This is a genomic window from Corallococcus terminator (assembly GCF_003611635.1).
Taxonomy (GTDB): Bacteria; Myxococcota; Myxococcia; order Myxococcales; family Myxococcaceae; genus Corallococcus; species Corallococcus terminator.
On sequence record NZ_RAVZ01000162.1, the window covers coordinates 1 to 21,397 of the forward strand.

Consider the following 21,397-nt stretch of genomic DNA (forward strand, 5'->3'; position numbering starts at 1 on the left):
GGGTGGGGCCGCGACGGGCGCGGTCGGGACTTCCACCTCCGGAGACTTCACGGGGTTCGGAGCGCTCGCAGGCGCTGCCACCACGAAGGGGGCGGGCGGCATCGGCAGCCGCTGCGAAAGTTCCGGCGGCGCTTCCGGCACCCGGGTCAATGCCCAGAGGCCCGTTACCAGCAGCACCAGCGCCGCGACTCCCGCCGCCACCAACGGGGCCCTGCGTCGGCGTTCCATCAGCAGGGCCGCGAGCCGCCAGGGAAGCGGCGAGGACGGCGACGTCGGCGCTTCCACCTCCGGCCGAGTGGCCATAAGGGCCGCGAGCCGTCCGGGGCGCGGCGAGGACGGCGACGTCGAGGCTTCCACCTCCGGCCTCGTGGACGTGGGCGTCGTCCGCGACAGCCCCCGCAACTGCTCGCGCACCGCTTCAGCGGAGGCCGGCCGCCGCGCGGGGTCCTTCTCCATCAACTGGAGCACCAGCGCATCGAGCTGGGGTGGAAGGCCCTTCACCTTCGATGAGGGACGGGGCGCGGGCTGCTCCACGTGCGCGAACATCACCTGCACGTTCTCGCCCTGGAAGGGCTTCTCTCCGGTCAGCATCTGGAACGCGAGGACGCCCAGCGCGTACAGATCCGTCGCCGGGCCAATCACACCGCCTCGGATCTGCTCCGGGGCCATGAAGTCCGGCGTGCCCAGCACGGCGCCATCCGCCAGCGTCAGCCCTTCGCGCGACTGCAACACCTTGGCGATGCCGAAGTCCACGAGCTTGAGCGTGGGCGCGGCGTCTGGCACCTCCACCACGAACACATTCGCTGGCTTCAAATCTCGGTGCACCACGCCCGCCCGGTGCGCCGCCCCCAGCGCGGACGCCATCTGATCCAACATCCAGACCGTCGTCCCGACGTCCAGCCGCCCCTGCGCGCGCATCACGTCCGACAGCGGCTGGCCTCGCAGCAGCTCCATCACGATGTACGGACGCCCGTCGGCGAGCCTCCCGAAGTTGAAGATGTCCAGGATGCCCGGGTGCCGGATGGCGTTCACCGTTCGCGCCTCCACCAGCAGCCGCTGCTCCTGCTCCGGTGACATCAGCTCCGCGCGCAGCACCTTGACCGCGGCCTGCTTGCCGATGAGCGGATGCACCGCCCGGTACACCACGCCCATCCCGCCCGCGCCGATGCGCTCCTCGATGACGAACTCGCCCATCTGCGTCGACACCAGCGGATCCTCCGCCAGCGGTGTCGGCAGCTCCGGCTCGGTCCTCGTGCGATGCGGGCCGGTGTCTGGAACTCTTCGAGTTTTCATTGAATGTCCGGTTATCCGGTGAGGATAACGCGGCGGAGGAGGCTCCTTGCGAGTCCCGGGGGCACGCCGCGAGGTCGCTCGTCTGCTTGCCGACTCCGTGGTGCGCGAGCGTTCAATGACGCGGTCCTTTTCCTGCGGTTCCCCTCCGAAACTGAACGGTGGCATGCACTGCGGGGTTTCCCGGGTGCTGGAGGCCCTGCCCGCCCTGATCCGCGCGCTGTTCAGGAAATCCCCGGATCCACCGCGAGAATGAGCGACCTGCCGGGAAGGTGGGCCTCAAGGAAACGGGGGGGACCCGTTGTAGAGTCGGGGTCGTCCATTCAACAGGACGCTCCCGGGTCGTGCTCCTGATCCCTGCTCCTGGGGATCGCACCCGGAGGGGGAACATGGCACCTGCATACGACGCCCTGGTCATTGGCACCGGGTTTGGCGGAGCGGTCGCGGCCTGCCGGCTCGCGCAGGCGGGCCTGTCCGTGTGTGTGCTCGAACGCGGCCTGCGCTACCCGAAGGGCAGCTTCCCGCGCGACTTCGAGGACCCCACCAACGGCTGGCTGTGGCAGCACCGTCAGGGCCTCTTCGACATCAAGCTGCTCAAGGGGATGAGCATCGTGCAGTCCGCGGGGTACGGCGGCGGCTCGCTCATCTACGCCAACGTGCACCTGCGGCCTCCGGCGGAGGTGTTCGCGTCGGGGTGGCCGGAGGGCTACAGCCGCGAGACGCTGGATCCGTACTACGACCTGGTCGCGCACATGATGGACGTGCAGCCCATCACCGCCTCCGCGCGTGGACTGCCGCCGAAGACGAAGCGGATGCACGAGGTGGCGAAGAAGCTGGGCCGTGAAGCCCAGTTCTTCCACCCGAACCTGGCCGTGCGCTTCGCCCCCGCGGGCGAGCCGATGCCCAACAAGTTCGGCGTGATGCAGGAAGGCTGCAACTACTGCGGCGAGTGCGACATCGGCTGCAACGTCCGCGCGAAGAACACGCTCGACCTGAACTACCTGGCCGTTGCGGAACAGCAGGGCGCGGAGGTGTCCACGCAGGCGGAGGTGACGCGCATCGAGCCCCTGTCGCCGGGCTACCGCGTCACGTACACCGACCACGCGGCCGCTGGCATGCAACGCACCGTGGATGCCCGCCGCGTGTTCCTGTGCGCGGGCGCGGTGAACACCACGGAGTTGCTGCTGCGCAACCGCGACGTCCTGGGCACGCTGCCGGATTTGAGCGCGCGGCTGGGCTCGCGCTATTCGGCCAACGGGGACTTCCTCGCCTTCGCCTTCGACACGAAGGAGGCGTGGGACCCCGCCGTGGGCCCCACCATCACCACCGGCATGGTGGTGGAGGAGGGCACGGGCAAGGACAAGACCTGGTTCCTGTTCCAGGAGGGCGGCCACCCGGTGCAGGCGGCGGGGTTGATGCTCGCCATGGATCCGGACCGCGCGCTCAGCCTGCCGGCGGACCTGTTGCAGCGCGAGTTGGTGAAGGTGCTGCGCACGCGCTCGAAGGAGATGGCCTCCATCGAGAACGAGCGCGGCCGCTTCCAGGCGGTGTTCCTGGCCATGGGCCGGGACAAGGCCAACGGCCGGCTGTCGCTGTCGCCCGTCACGCGCGAATTGCAGGTGCAGTGGGACGTGCCCGCGAACCTGCCGCTGTACCGCACGCAGGAGCAGTTGTGCGAGGACGTGGCCCGGGCCCTGGGCTCGCGCGCCGCGTACAACCCGCTGTGGGAGCGGCTGCACCTGCCGGTGTCCGTGCACAACCTGGGCGGCTGCGCGATGGCGGAGGAGCCCGCGTACGGGGTCCTGGATCCTGAAGGCCAGGTGCACGGCTATCCCGGCCTGTATGTCTTCGACGGCGCGGCGCTGCCGGTGGGCATCGGCGTGAATCCGTCCTCCAGCATCGCGGCCGTGGCCGAGCGCAACGTGGAGCGCGCCATCCGCAAGGTGAAGAACGCGCCGGGCTGGGTGGCGCCGGAGCGGGGGCCCGCCAAGCCCGTGTTCGCCGACCCGTCGGCGTCCATGCGCGTGGGCATGCGGATGATGCCGGTGGTGGAGGCGCCGCACACGCCCGTGATGCCCGGGACGGATCCGCTGGGCTCGGTGGTGATTCCTCCTGGCGGCACGGTGGCCTCACCCACGCCGGTGGTGGGGCTGCGCTTCACGGAGCGGATGAAGGGCTACCTGCACCCGAACCACGTGCCCGCGGACGACTTCGCCGGGGCGGCGCGGGCGGGGCAGCGCGAGGGGGATGTGGCGGAGTTCGTCGTCACCATCACGCTGCCCAACCTGGACCGCTTCCTCGCGCAGGAGTCGCACGGCGGCATCGCGCAGGGCACGCTCCACGTGAAGGGCCTCACGCCTCCGGGGGGCGCGGCGGTGGAGCACGGCGTGTTCAACCTCTTCGTGGACACGGAGCGCTTCTACGAGCGGCGCATGCTGTACCTCCTGCCCTTCACCGGCGTGGACGGCCAGCCGTACCTCCTGGATGGCTACAAGGAGGTCAGTGACAACGCGGGCTTCGACGTGTGGAGCGACACGTCCACGCTCTATTCGGTGGTGCGCAAGGGGCACGAGCGCTCCGGGCCCGTGGTGTCCACCGGCATCATCCGCCTGCACCTGCCGGACTTCCTCCAGCAGCTCACGACGTTCTCGGTGCTGGGCACGTCGTCTCCGCTGAAGCAGGCGGATGCGATCCGGCGTTTTGGCGGCATGTTCATGGGGACGCTCTGGGACGTCTTCGCTCGCGCGAAGTTCGACTAGGGAGGACGGCACAGCGTGGGGATGGCGATGCGATACGACGTGGTGGTGGTGGGCTCCGGCTTCGGGGGTTCCATCACCGCGCTCAGGCTCGCGCAGGCGGGCAGGTCCGTGGCGGTGCTGGAGCGCGGGCGGCGCTATGCCCCCGGACAGTTCCCCCGCGACGTCACGCGCGCGGACGAGCTCCTCTGGCGCCAGCCGTCCCGGCCCCAGGCGAAGGGCCTCTTCGACGTGCGCTTCCTGTCCGGCATCGGCACGGTGACGGCGGCGGGCGTGGGCGGCGGTTCGCTCATCTACGCGAACGTGCACGTGCGGCCGGACCCCATCGTCTTCGACCACCCGCGCTGGCCCCGGGGCTTCAGCCGCGAGGCCCTGGACCCCTACTACGACAAGGTGGCGCGCGAGCTGGACGTGAAGCCGTTCCCCGCGTCCATCCCCCTGCGCAAACGCGACCTGTTCCAGCAGGCGGCCCGGCGCATGGGCCGGCAGACGTTTGATCCAACGGAGGCCGTGTCCTGGACGGAGCCCTCCGCGCCGGGACGCAAGGCGTGCCAGTTGTGCGCGGAGTGCGAGTTCGGCTGCCAGCACGGCGCGAAGAACACGTTGGATCTCACCTACCTGGCGCGCGCGGAGAAGCTGGGCGCCACGGTGTGGCCGGGCCTGTCCGTGTCCCACGTGCAGCGCGTGGCGGGCGGCTACCGGGTGCACTACCGGGACCTCGCCACCGGGGAGAAGGCGTCCGTGGAGGGAACCCGCGTGGTGCTGTCCGCGGGGGCGCTGGGCACGGTGGAGATACTGCTGCGCAGCCGCGACCGGGCCCGCACGCTGCCGCTCCTGAGCGACCGGCTGGGGTACGGGTACTCCGGCAACGGTGACTTCCTGGGCTCGATGCAGGGCAGCCGCGAGGAGATCCTCCCGTGGGTGGGCCCGGACGTGGCCACGGTGATGAAGTTCTTCGACGCGGCCCCGCGCTTCACGATGGTGACGGCCACCTTCAACAAGCCGGCGACGGCGGTGCTCGCGGGCATGGGCCAGCCGGTGCTGGGGCCGCTGGGCGGGGTCGCGGCGCCTTTGTGGCCGAAGCTGGGGCCGCTCTTGCATGGGGCGTTCGCGAAGGGCCTCTTCAACAAGCCCCTGATGAACACGGTGGATCCGGCGCGCACGAGCAACCTGTTCGCCATTGGCCAGGACAACGCCAACGGGCGCATGGGCCTCAAGGGCGACCGCCTGGACATCGAGTGGGACTACGCGGGCGAGAACGCGGAGCTGGTGTCCCGGATGATGGACGCGATGCGGGAGCTGGCGTCGCAGTACGGCGCGACGTTCGCGCCGCTCGTGACGTGGGAGCTGTTCCGCCGGCCCTTCACGGTGCACTCGCTGGGCGGAGCGCATCTGGCGGAGTCGCCGGACCGCGGCGTCGTTTCGAAGGAGGGGGAAGTGTTCAACTACCCAGGCCTGTTCGTGGCGGATGGCTCCGTCATCCCCACGTCGATTGGTTTCCATCCGGTGATGACCATCAGCGCGGTGTCCGAGCGCATCGCGGAGGCGGTGGCCCATGGCTTTTGAACGTCGAGGTGGCGCGGCGGTGTTGCGCGTGGTGTCCGAGTACGGGACGCGGGACGGACTTCCGGTGGCGGAGAAGTATGACTTCCTCGCCGGGGACGGCGTCCCGCTGCGGCTCACGCGCTACGCGGGGGGCACGAAGGGGCCGGTGCTGCTGGTGCACGGCGCGGGCGTGTGGAGCGGCATGTTCATGCTGCCCACGCTGAAGGAGAACTTCGTCCAGTACCTGGTGCGCCACGGCTACGACACGTGGCTGCTGGACTGGCGCGCCAGCGTGCAGTTGCCCCTGCGCCAGTTCTCGTTGGACGACGCGGCGGACTACGACATGCCGGCGGCGGTGCGGCGCATGCGCGAAATCACCGGCGCGGAGTCGGTGCAGGCGGTGGTGCACTGCGCGGGGTCGGCGGCGTTCTTCATGTCGCTCGCGGCGGGACACCTGCCGGACGTGCGCAGCGTGGTGGCGTCGCAGGTGGCGCTGCACCACGACGTGCCGAAGTCCACGCGCTTCAAGGCGCTGCTGCGGGTGCCGGAGCTGCTGGACCTGGGGCTGGACTCGCTCACGTCGGATGACGCCACGAGCACGCCGCTGTTCCAGGCGGCCTTCAGCAAGGTGTCAGGTCTGCTGCGCATGGAGTGCGACAGCCCCGTGTGTCACCGGCTGTCGTTCATGTACGGGCGGCTGTACCGGCACTCCCGGCTCAACCGGGAGACGCACTCGCGGCTGGAGGAGCAGTTCGGCCGCTGCAACCTGATGACGTTCCGCCACCTGGGGCAGATGGCACGGGTCGGGCACGCGGTGCGCTACGACCACGGTCGCGTGGGCAACCTGCTGCGCTACGGGCAGGCCCGGCCCCCGGACTACCTGGACCCGGCGCCCTTCAAGCGGCCCATCACGTTCATCTCCGGCGAGAAGAACCAGACGTACCTGCCGTCGTCCACGGAGCGCACCTTCGCGTGGCTGCGCGAGGCGAACGGGGCGCGCTACTACCAGCGCCTCGTGCTGCCGGGTTGCGGCCACATCGACACCTTCATGGGCAGCACCGCCTCCGAGGACACCTACCCGGTGCTGCGCGAGGCGCTGGAGTTCCAGCCCCGCGCCTCCTGACGTCCGGACCGCGCCACCCGGTGGAGGGACGCCGGTCGGTTCGGCCTGGTGGGGAAGCAGGGCTTCGCGCCCCAGGCCGGGCGCCAGGGCATTTCCACCGCGCGGCGCGAGGGCATGGGCTCCGCGCGCGGCGGGAGGAGGGACCGGGCCTTCGAGCGGCGGGTCTTGAGGAAGGTCGGCATCGGGAACCCTCCGCGCTCGGTAGCGTCGCCTGCTCATGGTCCTTCCAACCCGCGTTCTGGAAGCAGGGGAGCAGGACGACCGCTCGACGACGATGGCGCCCCCTCTCCCGGTGCTTACCGTTGGCCCGTCGCGGGAGTTCCTTCTCGCGCCCGCCTTGTGGAGGCCCGCATGAAAGCCGTCGTGCTGAAGGACTATGGGGATGTGGACAAGCTCGCCGTGCAGGACATGCCCGAGCCGAAGGTGGGCCCGGGCGAGGTGAAGGTCCGCGTCATCGCCGCGAGCATCAACCCGGTGGACTGGAAGATCCGACGCGGTGACATGAAGGCGATGATGCCGCTGAAGCTCCCCGCCATCCTGGGCCGCGACGTGTCCGGCGAGGTCATCGAGGTGGGCACCGGCGTGGAGGCCTTCGAGCCCGGTGACCGGGTGATGGGGCTGGTGAACGCCGGCTACGCGGAGACGGTCGTCGCGCCCACGGAGGCCTGGGCGAAGGTGCCCGAGTCCATGGACCTGCGGGATGCCGCTGCCCTGCCTTTGGTGACGCTGACGGGCGTGCAACTGATTGAAGAGCAGGTGCAACCGAGCAAGGGCGAAACGCTGCTCATCACCGGCGCGTTGGGCGCGGTGGGCCGCGCGGCCATCTTCGCGGCGCGGGCGCGGGGCGTGAAGATCTGGGCCGGCGTGCGGCGCAAGCAACTGGTGGAGGCCAAGACGCTGGGCGTGGACGGTGTCGTCGCGCTCGATGATCCGAAGGACGTCGCGAAGCTGCCCACGCTGGACGCGGTGGCGGACACGGTGGGCGGTGAGGCCGTGGCCGCGGTGCTGGGCAAGGTGAAGCACGGCGGCATCGTGGGCAGCGTGGTGGGTGAGCCGAAGGGGGCCAAGGAGAAGGGCCTCACGGTGCGCACCTTCCTGTCCCACGTGGACGGGCGCCGGCTGGAGCAGTTGGGGGTGAGCGTGGCGAAGGGGGAGCTGGTCATCCCCATCAGCCGCTCGTTCCCGATGAGCGATGCGAAGGAGGCCCAGAAGCTCGCGGAGGAAGGCGGCGTGGGCAAGGTGCTGCTCATCAACTGACGGCCGGGCGGTTCAGAACGGGGCGGCGCTGGTGAACGACATGCGCCGCCCTGTCACCGGGTGCTCGAAGGAGAGGATTTCCGCGTGCAGGAACAGGCGGCTGTCGGCGTGCCCGTACAGCCGATCCCCCAGGATGGGCGCCCCCAGTCCCTGGGGGTGCGCGGCGTGGGCGCGGAGCTGGTGCGTGCGCCCGGTGCGCGGGTAGAGGGCCACGCGCGTGCGTCCAGCCTCGCGGTGGAGCACCTTCCAGTCAGTGACCGCGGGCTTGCCGTGCAGGGGGTCGACAATCTGCCGGGGGCGGTCGTTCAGGTCGACGCGCAGGGGCAGGGTGATGGGGCCCGACTCTCCGCGTACCAGCCCGTCGATGATCGCCACGTACCGTTTCTCCACGAAGCGGTGGAGGAACTGGCGCTGAAGCGAGGCGTGCGTGCGTGCATCCAGCGCCGCGAGGATCAACCCGGACGTGTCCAGATCCAACCGGTGCACGAGCAGCGGCCCCGTGGAGCGGGGATGGCGGGCGCGCAGGCGCGTGAGCACTGAATCCGCCAGCGCCGCGTCCCGGCCCGGCACCGACAACAGGCCGCAGGGCTTGTCGATGACCACCAGCCATTCGTCCTCGAAGACGATGGACAGGGCCAGCATGGGCGAGGGTGGCGGGACGAAGAGCCGGGGCGCGGAGACCTCCAGGCCCTCCAGCATGAAGGGCAGCAGGGGCCTGCACTTGTCCCGGCACGCGGGATAGAAGGCGCCCCGGATGCGGCCTCCCGAGTCAGGCGGCGTGCCCCACCAGAACTCCGCGAGCGCCACCGGCTGGAGTCCGTGCGCGAATGCATGGGCGAGCAGCTTCGCTCCCGCGCAGTCCCCCGCTCCAGAGGGCGGCTCCGCGCCGCCGTAGAGTGCGCGCAGGGGGCGTGTCTCACCCCGGGCGTTGGTGATGGCGTAGGTGTCGTGAATCTGTTTCATGAAGCCACGCGAGACGATGCTCCGCAGCCGGTCCAGGGCCTCAAGCCGGCGCTCTGCCTTCGCGCGGCGGGAGATGAGGTCGCGCCGCGCCTCCTGCTGGGCCTCTTCCCACCGCCGCTTCTCCGCCTTGTCGCCCCGGCTCTCCTGGTCGAGCGCATGCAGTGCCTCCGCTCGGACGGGGTCGGTGGGGGTCGTCGCGGCGCGGACCTCCGCGCGGCGGGCGTGTCGCTGGCGTCGTCGGTCCTCGTGTCGCTGGCGCAGGGCCTCGCGCTCCGTGGCCTCATTGGCCTGACGGGCCTCGTCGTCCGCCCGCAGGCGGAGCAGCTCCTCGGAAGTGCCCAACGCCTGGGCGCGTGCGAGCAGCGCCTTCACGGTGGTTTCGGCCACGGGCTCCACCCGGGCACGGGCCTCGCGGTCGAAGAGGGGCGGCACGAAGCCGGGGACGTCCCAGCGTCCCGCGAGCATCGCGGAGAAGGCGCGCAGCACGCCCAGGCGCCCATCCCGCTGGCGCACCACGAGCACGCCGAACATCTTCCCGCCGTCCGGTCCTTCCAGGATGTGGCTGGACAGTCCCGGGGCGATGACGCCGTCGCGCAGCGTGGCCTTCAATGACTCGGCGGCCTGGCGCGCGAGGGCGTGCGGCCCCACTGCGTCGAGGGGACTCGGGAAGGCACCGGGCACTTCTTCGGGCCGGGGGGGCGGTTCGAGGAGGGTCACGAGTGGATCCACGACGCTGTGGGCTAGCACGAAACCATACGAAGCGGCGGGGGGCCGGACGGTGCGCGCCCAGCCCCCGGCTAGACTGCCGGCCCCATGGCCACTGCCCGTCCTGTCGCTGTCGGCGTCCTGCTCCTGACCGCGCTCCTCTTCCCGGCCTGGGAGGTGGAGGCCCGCACCGCCATCGTGAAGGCGGGGGAGGGCTGGAGGCTGGAGGTGGACGGCCAGCCCTACGTGGCGAAGGGCGTCACCTTCAGTGGCTCTGGTGGCCCCGCGAACTTCGACCAGGACTGCGAACGGCTGAGCGCCCTGGGCGTGAACACGCTGCGCACCTGGGGCACCGGCGAAGAGACACCCGCGCTGCTCGACGCCGCGCACAAGCACGGCCTTCGGGTGATGGTGGGGCTGTGGCTGCGGCCGGGCCGTCCCGGCATGGAGAACGATGATGCCTTCGACTACGTCCGCGACGCGAAGGGGCGCGAGGCGCAGCTCCAGGCCACGCTGAAGCAGGTGCGTCGCTTCAAGGACCACCCGGCGGTGCTCGCCTGGGGCCTGGGCAACGAGGTCATCCTCAATTCACCGGACGATGCGTCGAAGATTGCCTATGTGCGCTTCCTGGAGAAGGTCGTCCGGGCGGTGAAGAAGGCGGATGCCGGGCACCCGGTGCTGTCGGTGGATGCGTGGACGCTCGGGGTGCCGTTCTGGGAGAAGTACGTGCCCTCGCTGGATGCCTATGGGTTGAATGTCTATGGCCGGGGCATCCATGCGCTGCCTGATGCCGTGAAACAGGCGGGGGGCCGCAAGCCGTGGTTCATCACCGAGTTCGGCGCCCAGGGGGAGTGGGAGGCGCCGAAGGACGCGCAGGGACTGAAGGTGGAACCCGGGGATGGGGAGAAGTACGACGTCATCGTGGACGGCTGGCGCAACGCGCTGGGGCCCCAGGTGCAGGCGGGCCGGTGTCTGGGGTTGTTCGTCTTCAACTACAGCGCATCGTTCGACCACACCGGTATGTGGCTGGGTTTGTTGTCGGGGAATTCCACCCGGCCGACGTGGCATGCGGTGCGGGAGGCGTACACGGGCAAGAAGCCAGAGCCCGCGCTGCCCGTGCCGGTGCGGCTGTCCGTCCGGGGCGTGGAGAAGGACGGCGCGGGCACCTGGGCGCTCGTGGACTTCGAGGTCACCGCTCCGCCAGGGACGCCGCTGGACGTGTCGTTCGCGTACAACTTCCGGAACGCGGCCACTCGCGCGGAGCGGGATGGGGTGACGGCGCTGGAGTCCCGGAAGGGGGCCGCGCCGGGTACGTGGCGCGTGCGCCTGCCGGCGGTGACGGGGGCGTTCAAGCTGTATGGGTTGGCGAAGGATGGGGCCGGGAATCTGGTGGCCGCTACGACCTCGGTCGCACCCGTGGCGGTGGTGGCGCCAGCCTCTCCGTAGGGGCCCGCACGGGCAAGGAGGCAAGCTCGTTCCAGCACGCCGTGCTCTAGGATGCGGGCCCATGCGCCTGGGTTTGTGCCTCTTCTCCCTGCTTCTTGTTTCGACGGGCTGTCGTCATGGCGCCATCCCGTCACTGCCCGCGAGTCATGGCCATCTGTCGTTGGCCATGGATGAGGTGTTGAGGGATGCCTCTCCACGGAAGGGTTCATGGGATGTCGCCGCGCTCCTCGCGGATGCGTCGGCGGACAAGCCCCCGGTCGAACTGGAGCCAGCGCAGGCCCCGGGGGTCTTCGCGGAAGCCGTCCAGCTCCTGAAGGGCACTCCCTCCCAGGAAGAGGTCCAGCGCGCCCTGGGCGACCTCTCCGCCGCCTGCGAAGCAGGCCTTCAGGCGTCCTGCTCGTTCCTGCACGAATCACTCAGTCGCCCGAAGCTCATTTCGGGGGGGCGGTTCGTTTCGCCGCACCCGCGAGCGCTGGTCGAACGGGGAATGTTCGCGCTCCTCATCTTCCGCTGTCGGTTTGATACAGACGGACGGGTCCGCGACTGCAAGGTCATCGAGGGGGGGCCAGTGGACGGCACCCAGCGTGCCCTCGATGAGCTGTATGCCTCCCTCTATCGTCCGCCGACCCTGGCGGGCCATCCGTTGAGCATCCCGTACACGTTCCACCTCCGCTTCACTCCTCCGAAGGGGGAGTTGACGCGGGAAGAGGAGCTGGCGTGGGCGCGGCAGCGGGTGTCCCAGCATCCGAAGAGCGCCTCCGCCTGGATGACCCTCGCCCAGTGGCTGGCGGTGCAGTCACCCCAGGATCGGCTGTATCCCCAGGCGGTGGCACGCGCTCATTCCCTCTCGCCCGGCTCCTGGTGGGCCGCCACGGAGGTGGCCTGGCAGCAGGTGCAATCAGGCGAGTACGCGGCGGCCCTGATCACGGTGCGTCCCTCCATGCGTCGCGAATGGGCCAATTCCTACGTGCTGGAGACGGCCGCCGCCGCGTACTTCGGGCTAGGGCAATGCCTGGAAGCGTTGAAGGTACAGGAGCGCGCGGTGGAGTTGATGCTGAAGGCGTGGCCCCAGCCGGAACAGGAGCGCTTCCAGCGGAAGGCGCAGGAGTACCGCACGGCCTGTCCCCCGGAAGCCCTTACGACGAGCACTCCGCCCGCGGAGTGAGTCGTCTCCGGAGCCGCTGCCCAATCACACGCTTCGTGTGGGAGTGTCAGACGGGAAGGGGACGCGGATAGAGTGCCGCGCCATGCGCTGGGGACTTCTCCTTCTTTCACTGCTCTCCGTTTCGACTGGCTGCAGGCACCCCGGCATTCCGATGCTGCCCGCGAGTCATGGGCACCTGTCATTGGCCATGGGGTATCACCTCTGGGGCGTCACCTCGCACAATGAAGAAGTCACGGAACAACTGTCGCTCTCTGCTCTGGGTGAAGCGCGGCTGCGACCGGACTTCGCCCTGCCCGAACTGGAGCCCACGCAGGCGCCAGGGGTCTTCGCCGAGGCCGTCCAGACGTTGAAGGGAACGCCTTCCGACGCGGAGGTCCTCCGCGCCTGGGGTGATCTCCATGCCGCGTGCGATCTGGCGCTCCAGGAGGCCTGTCGCTTCCTGGATGCCGAGTTCATCCCATCCAAGAACCTTGATGACCCCGACTTCGAATATCCCTTCGACCGGAAGCTGCTCGAGAGGGGGATCTTTCTCACGGTCGTCTTCCGCTACCGCATCGATGCGGAGGGGCGGTTGCAGGACGGCGAGTTCATCGAGTGGGGGCCACGGGAAGGAACCCGGCAAATCGCCGCGAAGTACAAGGCGGTGCGCTTCCGCCCCGCGACGCTCGCGGGACACCGGCTGGATGCGCCCACCCAGATCTTCATGCTCCTGGGGCCCATGTGGGTGACGCTGATGACCCCGGGGAAGCTGGAGTGGGCCTGGCGGCGGGCCAATTCCTTCCCCGAGAGTGGACCCGCCTGGACGAACCTCGCGATGCAGCTCGCCGTGCATGCGCCGGACGACCCCAGGTTTCCCAAGGCCCTGGAACGCGCGCATGCGCTGGCCCCCTTATCCTGGTGGGCCGCGACCGAAGTGGCATGGCAGCGCGTCCTGGCCGGGCAGTACGCGGCGGCCCTGATGGCGGTGCGTCCCGCGTGGCACCGGGAACGCCCCCATCCCTACGTGCTGGAGACCGCCGCCGCCGCGCTCTTCGGCCTGGGCTGCTGCGAGGAAGCCCTGAAGGAGCAGGAGCGTGCGATGGGATCGCTGCCAAAGGATTGGCCCCAACTGGAACAAGAGCGCTTCCGGGGCAAGCTGAAGGAATACCAGACCGCGTGTGTCGCGCCCCCCGCCGCGCCCGCTCCGCACGTCAGCGCAGGGTCGGGTCCTCGCTGATCCGCGACACCGCGCCGTGCAGGATGCCGAGCTGCCGGGGCACGCGCTCCAGCAGGGCACCCAGCACCGGGTCGTCACTGGTGCGCGGCAGGGACAGCGGCGGCAGGGGCGGGGGCTCCCGTCGCTCCTGGAGCGCGCGGGCGAGCAATTCCAGACTGTCACTGGCCCTCTGCGCGAGCTGCTGTGGCAACACCGACGTGCGTCCCTCGAACCTCCCCGTGCCCAGCGCCGTCACCGCCAGCGCGAAGCGCCTCGCGTAGGTGAGCAGCGCCATGCCGGGCTCCAGGTGCTGCGGAGGGCCCCGATATTCCGTCATCAACCGCTGGAAGGAGGACTCCGCTTCCAGCAGGGCCTGATCCAACCGGCGCCGCTCCTCGTTCACCTCCGGCTCCGTGCCGCTGCGGTGCTGGGCAAGCTGTTGCAGATACTTCCCGTCCGCGCGCAACGCGGAGGCCGCCGCGTCCGGGAACCTGCGCCGCTCCGGACTGGGCCACAGCGTCCATGACCCCAGGAGCGCGAGCGTCCCCGCGATGAGCACCCCCAGCGAGCGCTGCGACGCGACCGTCCAGTCCCCGGAGCTGAGCGTCGCCATCAACAGGTAGTCCGGCGTGAGCAGGATTTGAAACGCCCCGAAGTTCAGCGGCAGCAACGCCACGGAGATGGCCGTCAGCAGGCTGATGACCACGATCATCGTCGCGGGCGTGTGCACGGTGGTCGCGATGAGGGCCGCCAGGCTCGCGCCCACCAGCGTCCCCATCGTGCGCTGGAGCACGCGCTCCTCCGTGCTGCCCGCGTAGGGCTGGAGGATGGAGATGACCGTGAGGCTCACCCAGTGCGCGTCGCCCACCTGCAACGCTCGGGTCAGCCCCAGCGCCGCCGTCGCCACCATCCCCGTGCGCAGCGCATGCCGCAGCACCAGCGAGTCCAGGTGGAGGTTGTCGCGCAACGGCTGCCACGGTGAAACGCCAGGGGTTTCCTGCTGCCCCCCCACGGAGCCCTTGCCCCTGGCGGACACCGGGTCCCCGAAGAGCAACCCGGAGGCGGTTTCATGCGCCACCCCCGCGTACTCGCGCAGCCGGTCCAACAGCGTGGAGACGTGCGCGGACAGCGGTCCCTCCGCGCCCCGTCGCACGGGCGGCGCGGACATCCTCGCGGGCTGCCTCCGCTTCGGACGCAGCGCCAGCCGGGGCGGGGCTTGCATGCCCTCGTTGCGCTCCTGGCTCAGGGCCCGCGCCACCCACCCGGCCATGGCGGCGTACGCTTCGCACAACCGCGCCACGCGCTCCCTCGTGGCGTACAGGTGCGGGTCGCGCCCCACCACCTGCATCGCCTCCGCGAGCGCGCTGAGCAGCGCCACCATCGGCTCCGCCAGCTCCACCAACACCAGCAGGTGCTCGCCGCGACGGGACTCGTCCGGACGCCCGCGCCGCGTCGCCGCGAGCACGCCCCGGGCCCGTTCAATCGTCGGGCGGATCCCCGCATGGCGACTCAGGCCCGCGGCCCACGCTTCCGCCGTGGCCCCCTCCGTCGTCGCCGTGCCCAGCTCCTCCGCCGCGGTCTCAAGCGCCGCGTACACGCGGGCCACCGCGCGGCGCGCGGGCCGGTAGGGACGCAGGGGCCACAGGATGAGCGACAGTGTCATCGCCCACAGGCCGCCGAGCAGCAGGCCTCCTCCTCGTGCGACCGCCTCCTGGAGGGTGGTGGCGGGCGCGCCCAATGACACCACGAAGATGACGGCGAGCTGGCCTCCCACCGCCCCGGCCGTGTCGCCATAGCAGCGCGCGAAGCTGGCCGCCGTGACGCCCAGCAACAGCAGGGTGGCGTCCACCCAGTACGTCTGGCCCGCGGGTGCGGCGAGCATGCCGACCAGCGTCCCCAGCGCCGTCACCATGCCCATGATGCGCGCGCGCGAGTTGTAGGAGCCGCCCTTGTCCGCGAGCGTGACGAGCAGGCCCGTGAGGCCCGCCCACCCAGCCTGGGGAACGCCGAGCAGGAAGGCGAGGCACAGGGGCACCGACGTGGCGATGGCGGCGCGCAGACCTGCCCACAGCGCCGGTCTTCCCGGCTCCACTCGGAAGAGCGTCCGGAGGTGTCGCAGCAGTCGGTGCATGGGGTGTCAGGGGACCGGCGGGCCGTTACCCCAGAGGGTGGCCACGGAGGCCCCTCGCCACACGCGGACGCAGGCTCCACCCCTCCTGTCCGGACGGCATCGCGGGCCCGTGGCCGCAAGTTCCTCCCTCCCCATGCGCTGGACCAGGGAAGGGGGCGAGCCCTGCCTCCGACTTCGCTCTTCTGGGTGGATGCGGCCCTTCGTGCATCGCCAGGGACCGGAGCGGGGACGGATGTGGGCGCTGCGTGCGTCCGCCCCCTCTTCCATGTCGCGCGGGTGGCCGTCGCGTGTGTCGGGCCGCCTCGCGCACCAGGCCGAGGCGGTCCTGCCTGCTGCATCAGCCCGTTTCGCGGACTGGATCCGGCGCGTCCTCGCGCGCGAGCGCGGTGCCGTCCCACGGGATGTAGCGCACGCCCGGCATGGCTTCCGGCGCGTGGAACTCCAGGGCGCCCACGGTGGAGGTGAGCTTCTTCGTGGGACGCCACGCCGCGAACGGATGGGGCCGGGAGAAGAGCTCCAGTTCGCACCGGGCCACGTCGCTCTGGGCCACCATCACGTCCCAGCCCGTCGGGTCGCGGTATGCGTAGCCCACCAGCGTGCGCGGGTCACACCACGCGCGGCCCTTCATGGCCACCGTGGCGGAGGTGGCGCTGAAGGCCAGCTCTCCCTGCGCGGGCGATGTCACGCGCGTGAAGAGCATGTTGGGCATCTCATGGAACGTGTGTGCCGCGTCGCCCGTGCGCAGGTAGATGGGCGCGAGCCTCGGGTGGCCGGGCTTGCGCTGGGCGCGCACGATCATCGCCTCCAGGCGTGCGTCGGGGTCCTCGCGGAAGCGCGGGCAGTACAGCCACGTCAGCTCCTCCAGCCGCCGGGTGCCCCACAGGTGCTTCTGGAGGCCGGGCGCCCCCTTCACCTCATAGCGCTCGCCGTCCACCGTCACCGTGCCCTCGAAGGTGACGTCGTCGTGCACGTGGGCCACGCGCGTGGGCAGGGGAAGGAGCGCCGTGCCGCGCGGCTCGCGGCGCACCGGCGTGCGGCCCTCCGACGTGAAGCGCAGGTCCCACGCGATGGAGTGCTCCCCGGAGGCCACCTGGCCGTGGCACTTGCCGGGAGAGAACTCCGAGTCTCCGATGCGCACCCCCGACGGCGACAGCGCGCTGAAGGCCGTGGCGGGGTGGATGGACTTGAGCGCCACCGCGGGCCGCGTGGATGACGCGCAGTCGAACGCCGCGGCCCACATCGTCGCGCGCGGCTCTCCGGGCGAACCCGGTGCCGGTGTGAACAAGGTGTAGCGCAACCACCAGGCGCGATCTCCGCCAGGGTCGAGCACCACCAGGAACCAGATTTCGAAGAACCCCCGCTGACCGTTCCAGCGCGGCAGGTTGGCGCGCTCGTTCGACGGCATTGGATGCAGCCCCCTCTTCAAGGGCGCGATCCCGGCACCGCCCCCAGACGTTCCACGCTGGCAGATGGAGCCCGGTACGAGCAAGGGGCCTCCGGTCGCGGATCCGCGAATCGCGCGCGGATCCGCCGGGGCCCCGGGTGCTTCAGGAACCCGGCACGCCCCAGGACACGCGGTAGGTGACGCTGTCGTCGTCGTACTGCACGACGTCCACCTGCGTGGCGGGGCCGCTGGCCGCGCGCACCGTGGCCAGCATCACGCCCTGCTTGAAGTAGCGCAGCAGGCCGGGCTCGTTGAGCCACAGGTCCGCTTCGCGCTCGCCGCGTTCGGTGATGCGGACCTCGGTGTAGTTGTTGCCGGTGCGGAAGCTGTGCTGCGTGCGCAGCAGCATCCGCTTGGGCCCGATGAGTCGCAGCACGCCCAACAGCGCCCGGCCCACCATGGTGTCGCGGTAGCCGTCGATCATCCGCTCGCCCAGCATCCGCCACGCCACCGGCTCCGGCTGCTCCGGGTGCAGGGACTTCGCGGTCAGCGCCACGCAGCGCGACCACGTGTCCAGCGAGTACGCCGGCTGCAGCGGTCGGTCCAGGTCCAGCCCCTCCTTGCGCAACTGCTCCTTGAGGGTGAAGGACACCTTGCCGGACAGTCCCCGGACGAAGAGTCCTTCGACGATGGTCGGGAACACCAGTTTCTCGGCGGAGGCCATGATGGGCATTCCTCCCAGCCCTCCCGGTCCGGGTCAAGCCCTCCAGGCCGGATGACGTCCTTCGCCGGAAGCTCGTGTCACCCTCCAGGGCCATTCCCCCTGTCATGTCCCGGGTATCACCGACCCCGGGTCGTGTTGATACAATTCATGTAAAACAAGATAGGGCTTTGAAACCTGTAGACGGGCTTCGTGTCTTCACCCGTCCTGGAGGACTCTGTCGTCGGTCCCGTCCAGGTGGCGGAAGAACGTGCGGGCCGGTTCCTCCAGTCCGCGCAGGTACTCCAGATAGCCCCCGCTCGGGTCTCCTTCCGAGTCCGAGGTGAAATGGCGTTCGGCCTCCTCGTAGAAGCGCTCGCCGTGGTGTCGCAGCGCGAGCCAGAGGATGGAGATCCGCAGCAGTCCCGGGGCCTGTCCCGAGGCGTGGTTGAGCGACTCCATGGCCTTGAAGCAGGCCGTGACATCGCGGTGTCCCGTGAGGACAGCCCGGGCCAGCCACCAGTTCGCTCCCGTCTCCGTGTTCATCTCCGCCTGGAGCTGCGCGAAGTGCGCCCAGGCAAGCTCGCACAGGGGATCCAACTGGAGCGCCTCCTGCAACGCATCCACCTGACGCCTGGGATCCTCGATGGCGGCAGCCTCGGCGGCGCGTCTCCAGGCGCGGCCCACCTGCCGGCGACCGCTGCCGAACGTCTGCTCGAGCAGGGGCGTGGTGAAATGTTCGAGCACCCGCCGCGGCTCCAGCTCCGGGTTCCGATCAAACCACTGGGCGAACAGACGGCCTGCGTCGCCGAACCTCCGCAGGCGGAAGTACGCTCCCGCGAGCAACGCCGTGACGCTGCGATCCTCGGTCAGCGTCGCGGCATACGCGTAGCAGGCCACAGCCTGCCGGGCGCATCCCCGCAGGAGCAGGGCTCCCGCCATCCCGCTCCACCAGTCATCGCGTTGCAGGTGGCCCAGGTCGTTCATCGCCGCGAGGCGCAGGTGGTGCACCGCCTCCCGGCCGAGCCCGGACACGCGCAGGTGGTGGGCGAGGTGCGCGTGCAGGGCGCCCCGGGCAGCGGCTTCGTTCGTCCGCTCCAGGAGGAGCGCGAGCATCGCGCGGTAGCGCTGGGGGGCCTCGGACCGTCGGACGTCCGGGCGGCTTCGCAAGACCTCCAGGCCCACGCGGGCCGCGAGCAGCGCCTGGGGTGTCAGCTCGCGGGCCGCGAGGACTTCCGCCGCGCCGAGCACGTCCTGGAAGTCCTCCGTCGCGAACAGCACGTTCCACACCACGGGCTGAAGCAGGAGGCGGGCGACGATGCTCTCGGGCCAGGCGCTGGCGTGGAGGGCTTCCACCAGGAGCGCCGCCGCGTCGTGACGGAGGCCCGCGAGGGAGAGCGCCATCGACGCGATGAGCCGCACCACGCCCGCGGCCTGCTCCGCCGTCGGCTCCGGGGGCAGGGACGTGGGCAGGGCGTGGCGCAGGTCCGCACACTCCAGTCGGATGGAGCGCCAGTCGGCCGCCACGTCCAGCACGACCTCCGCCTGCGCGGACTCCAGGCGCACCCGGGGACGGGCGGTGTCCATCCAGGAGGCCACCGCGTCGTGCACCTCCTGGGAGATGTCGCCCGGTGGCAACTCCAGCCTCACCCGGATGGGGGCTGGAGGCGGCATGGCTTCTCGCGCCCCGAAGAATTCACGCACCTCCTCCAGGAGTTCATCCGGCTCCCGTGCCCGGAGCGCGTCCTCCAGGCGCAGGCGGACGTTCTTCTGGAAGTCCCACCGCATGCGCTCCTCGGCGGAGTGCGAGGCCGCGAGGCGGTGGACCCACGCGAAGAACAACCCGTTCGTGGGCGCATGGAAGCCGACGAGCATCACGGGATGCGCCGCGTCCAGGTACTCGCGCAGCCGCTCGGTCCGGAAGGTGACGCTCACGCCCGTGTCATCCCCCTGGCCGTCGTCGGTGGGCTCGATGGAGGCGAAGAACGCGGGGCCCTGGGCCTTGCGGCGCTCGACGGGCTGCACCCGGGCATCCAGGCCGTGCTCCCGGTGCGGGTCCTGGATTCTCCAGTCGGGCGGCAGGGCTTCGTGGAAGGCCCTCCGGGACAGTGTTTCAAGGACCTGCGCTCTCGGTCGGGTCGGCATCACGCACCCTGGAGGGAAGGGACGGCGGGACTGTAGTCCGGAAAGGGGGGAGGTCACCCCAGGGGGTCATCTGGTAGCGTCCGGTCGTCCTGACTCCCCGATGATGTCCCGTCCCCTGGCGTACCTGCTGCTGTTGCTGTCCGTGCTGTGCGCGCTCCCGGCCCTGGGCGCCAGGCCCGTGCCTGCCTCCGCGGCGGACGGGATGGCGATGCTCCAGCGTCTGGACACCGCTCGCGTGCAGGGCTCGCCCAGCGCGTTGCGCAGGGAGCTGGAGGCGCAGGAGGCGAAGGCGCCCAAGGATCCGATGCCCCGGCTGTACCGGGCCTTCCTCGCGCTGCCCTCCGACGAGAGCTTCAGCGAGTTCAAGGCGCTCGCGGTGTTGTACCCGGAGAACCCCTGGCCGCACGTGGGCATGGGGCTCGTGTACGTGCGCTGGAAGATGCTCCCGGAAGCGGGCGCGCCGCTGGAGGCCGCGCGCAAGGCCGTGCCCGGCTTCGCTCCCGCGCTCTGGGCGGATGGCCTGCGCCTCCAGGCGGAAGGCAAGCCCGCGGAGGCTGAAGGGCGGCTGCGCGAGGCGCTGGCGAAGCTGGACATCCCGCGCATCCGCACCGACCTGGGCCTGCTGCTCGCGGGCCGGTCGGGCGGGGCGGTGGAGGCGCGGACGCTCCTGGCGCGTTCGGTGAAGGACTGGCCGGAACAGCCGGAGGCACTCCAGGTGCTCTCGCGGCTGGCCGCGGAGGCGGGTGATGCGAAGGCGGGCGCGGAGGCGGGCGCGTTGCTCGTCGCGCTCCAGCCGCATGACCGCGAGGCGCACCGGCGACAGGCGGAGGCGTGGCTCGCCGTGGGGGACAAGGCGCAGGCGGTGAAGATGCTGGAGCGCTACGCGACGCTCGGCGGCGCGGAGCCGGCGGTGCTCTCCTCCTGGGTGCGGCTGAGCGCGGAGCTGGGGCGCCCTGACGACGAGGAGAAGGCCCTGGTGCGCTTGAGCGCCGCGACCCCGAAGGACGCGGAGCCGCTGTCGCGCCTGGCCACGCTGGCCGAGGCCCGGTCGGACGTCGCCGCCACCGAGGCGCGGCTGGACCAGGCCGTGGCGCTCGCGCCGAACCGCGCGGACCTCCAGGTGCGCAGGGCGCGGTTGTTCCTCAAGCAGGAGCGCTACGTGGACGCCATGGCCGCGTACCGCGCGACGCTCGCCGCCACGGAGCGCCCGGTGCCCGAGGCCGTGGCGGAGACCGCGGAGTTGAGCCGCAAGCTGCACCTGCCCGCGACGCCCGCGAAGGGCACGGTGGAGCAGATCTACGACCGGGTGTCGCTGGGGCTCGTCGCGCTGTACCTGGAACACCTCCAGGCGAAGCCGGACCTGAAGGGCAACCTCAAGGTGCGCGTGGACGTGGATCCGACCGGGAAGCCCACGAAGGTCGTGGTGCTCTACGACAGCCTCCAGGACCCGCTCATCACCCAGAGCGCGAGCGTCGCCTTCATGGACGCCCTGTACCCGCCCGGCAGCGCATCCCAGGAGCACCAGTACGTCTTCCGTCCCTCGCGCTGAAGGGGCGGGGCTCTTCGCGCCACGGCGGCGTCCCTTCCGGGGG

Annotated in this window: 14 protein-coding genes; 8 read left to right on the forward strand and 6 right to left on the reverse strand. The window is 70.7% G+C overall.

Going from position 1 to position 21,397, the window contains the following annotated elements:
• Positions 1–1,293: serine/threonine-protein kinase (locus D7V88_RS22480; protein WP_147448815.1), on the reverse strand; the 1,293-nt coding region annotated here is incomplete at its 3' end.
• A gap of 386 nt (positions 1,294–1,679) precedes the next feature.
• Here D7V88_RS22480 and D7V88_RS22485 point away from each other — a divergent pair.
• From D7V88_RS22485 to D7V88_RS22500, 4 genes are all read left to right on the forward strand, one after another.
• A complete protein-coding gene (locus D7V88_RS22485; RefSeq protein ID WP_120542707.1) occupies positions 1,680–4,049 on the forward strand; it encodes a GMC oxidoreductase in 2,370 nt (789 codons plus the stop codon).
• A 21-nt stretch (positions 4,050–4,070) separates the two neighbouring features.
• The gene (locus D7V88_RS22490; protein ID WP_120542708.1) at positions 4,071–5,612 is read left to right on the forward strand and encodes an FAD-dependent oxidoreductase; all 1,542 of its coding nucleotides are present in this window, start codon (positions 4,071–4,073) and stop codon (positions 5,610–5,612) included.
• Positions 5,602–6,714 carry an alpha/beta fold hydrolase gene (locus D7V88_RS22495; RefSeq protein WP_120542709.1) on the forward strand — a complete coding sequence of 371 codons (1,113 nt, stop codon included), beginning with the start codon at positions 5,602–5,604 and terminating at the stop codon, positions 6,712–6,714. Before D7V88_RS22490 ends, D7V88_RS22495 begins: the two co-directional genes overlap by 11 nt.
• A 351-nt stretch (positions 6,715–7,065) precedes the next feature.
• A complete protein-coding gene (locus D7V88_RS22500; RefSeq protein ID WP_120542710.1) occupies positions 7,066–7,971 on the forward strand; it encodes an NADP-dependent oxidoreductase in 906 nt (301 codons plus the stop codon).
• 12 nt (positions 7,972–7,983) lie between these two features.
• On the opposite strand, the gene D7V88_RS22505 is transcribed toward D7V88_RS22500, so the two are convergent.
• The gene (locus D7V88_RS22505; protein WP_167509870.1) at positions 7,984–9,651 is read right to left on the reverse strand and encodes an RluA family pseudouridine synthase; all 1,668 of its coding nucleotides are present in this window, start codon (positions 9,649–9,651) and stop codon (positions 7,984–7,986) included.
• A gap of 96 nt (positions 9,652–9,747) precedes the next feature.
• Between D7V88_RS22505 and D7V88_RS22515 the strand changes: the two genes are divergently transcribed.
• From D7V88_RS22515 to D7V88_RS22525, 3 genes are all read left to right on the forward strand, one after another.
• Positions 9,748–11,085: a glycoside hydrolase family 2 TIM barrel-domain containing protein gene (locus tag D7V88_RS22515; RefSeq protein WP_120542712.1), complete on the forward strand. Its 1,338-nt coding sequence runs from the start codon at positions 9,748–9,750 to the stop codon at positions 11,083–11,085.
• A 61-nt stretch (positions 11,086–11,146) separates the two neighbouring features.
• Positions 11,147–12,250, forward strand: a complete 1,104-nt coding sequence (locus D7V88_RS22520; protein WP_147448816.1) for an energy transducer TonB — start codon at positions 11,147–11,149, stop codon at positions 12,248–12,250.
• Between the two features lie 151 nt (positions 12,251–12,401).
• Positions 12,402–13,466: a tetratricopeptide repeat protein gene (locus D7V88_RS22525; protein ID WP_120542714.1), complete on the forward strand. Its 1,065-nt coding sequence runs from the start codon at positions 12,402–12,404 to the stop codon at positions 13,464–13,466.
• On the opposite strand, the gene D7V88_RS22530 is transcribed toward D7V88_RS22525, so the two are convergent.
• From D7V88_RS22530 to D7V88_RS22545, 4 genes are all read right to left on the reverse strand, one after another.
• Positions 13,441–15,576 carry an FUSC family protein gene (locus D7V88_RS22530; protein WP_120542715.1) on the reverse strand — a complete coding sequence of 712 codons (2,136 nt, stop codon included), beginning with the start codon at positions 15,574–15,576 and terminating at the stop codon, positions 13,441–13,443. The two genes, D7V88_RS22525 and D7V88_RS22530, sit on opposite strands and share 26 nt — an antisense overlap.
• Positions 15,577–15,913: 337 nt before the next feature.
• Complete coding sequence (locus D7V88_RS22535; protein ID WP_120542716.1) at positions 15,914–16,981, reverse strand: hypothetical protein; 1,068 nt, start codon at positions 16,979–16,981, stop codon at positions 15,914–15,916.
• Positions 16,982–17,123: 142 nt separating this feature from the next.
• Positions 17,124–17,684 (reverse strand): DUF2378 family protein, encoded by a 561-nt coding sequence (locus tag D7V88_RS22540; RefSeq protein ID WP_120542719.1) that lies wholly within the window; start codon positions 17,682–17,684, stop codon positions 17,124–17,126.
• Between the two features lie 195 nt (positions 17,685–17,879).
• Complete coding sequence (locus D7V88_RS22545) at positions 17,880–19,805, reverse strand: DUF4365 domain-containing protein (protein ID WP_147448817.1); 1,926 nt, start codon at positions 19,803–19,805, stop codon at positions 17,880–17,882.
• 100 nt (positions 19,806–19,905) lie between these two features.
• Between D7V88_RS22545 and D7V88_RS22550 the strand changes: the two genes are divergently transcribed.
• Complete coding sequence (locus tag D7V88_RS22550; protein ID WP_120542718.1) at positions 19,906–21,354, forward strand: hypothetical protein; 1,449 nt, start codon at positions 19,906–19,908, stop codon at positions 21,352–21,354.
• Positions 21,355–21,397: the final 43 nt, after the last annotated feature.

Coding starts and splice junctions, on each gene's coding strand:
- D7V88_RS22490 (WP_120542708.1), top strand. CDS start 4,071: ATGGCGATGCGATACGACGTGGTGGTGGTGGGCTCCGGCTTCGGGGGT.
- D7V88_RS22485 (WP_120542707.1), top strand. CDS start 1,680: ATGGCACCTGCATACGACGCCCTGGTCATTGGCACCGGGTTTGGCGGA.
- D7V88_RS22495 (WP_120542709.1), top strand. CDS start 5,602: ATGGCTTTTGAACGTCGAGGTGGCGCGGCGGTGTTGCGCGTGGTGTCC.
- D7V88_RS22515 (WP_120542712.1), top strand. CDS start 9,748: ATGGCCACTGCCCGTCCTGTCGCTGTCGGCGTCCTGCTCCTGACCGCG.
- D7V88_RS22525 (WP_120542714.1), top strand. CDS start 12,402: ATGCTGCCCGCGAGTCATGGGCACCTGTCATTGGCCATGGGGTATCAC.
- D7V88_RS22550 (WP_120542718.1), top strand. CDS start 19,906: ATGATGTCCCGTCCCCTGGCGTACCTGCTGCTGTTGCTGTCCGTGCTG.
- D7V88_RS22500 (WP_120542710.1), top strand. CDS start 7,066: ATGAAAGCCGTCGTGCTGAAGGACTATGGGGATGTGGACAAGCTCGCC.
- D7V88_RS22540 (WP_120542719.1), bottom strand. CDS start 17,684: ATGGCCTCCGCCGAGAAACTGGTGTTCCCGACCATCGTCGAAGGACTC.
- D7V88_RS22520 (WP_147448816.1), top strand. CDS start 11,147: ATGCGCCTGGGTTTGTGCCTCTTCTCCCTGCTTCTTGTTTCGACGGGC.
- D7V88_RS22530 (WP_120542715.1), bottom strand. CDS start 15,576: ATGCACCGACTGCTGCGACACCTCCGGACGCTCTTCCGAGTGGAGCCG.
- D7V88_RS22545 (WP_147448817.1), bottom strand. CDS start 19,805: ATGCCGACCCGACCGAGAGCGCAGGTCCTTGAAACACTGTCCCGGAGG.
- D7V88_RS22535 (WP_120542716.1), bottom strand. CDS start 16,981: ATGCCGTCGAACGAGCGCGCCAACCTGCCGCGCTGGAACGGTCAGCGG.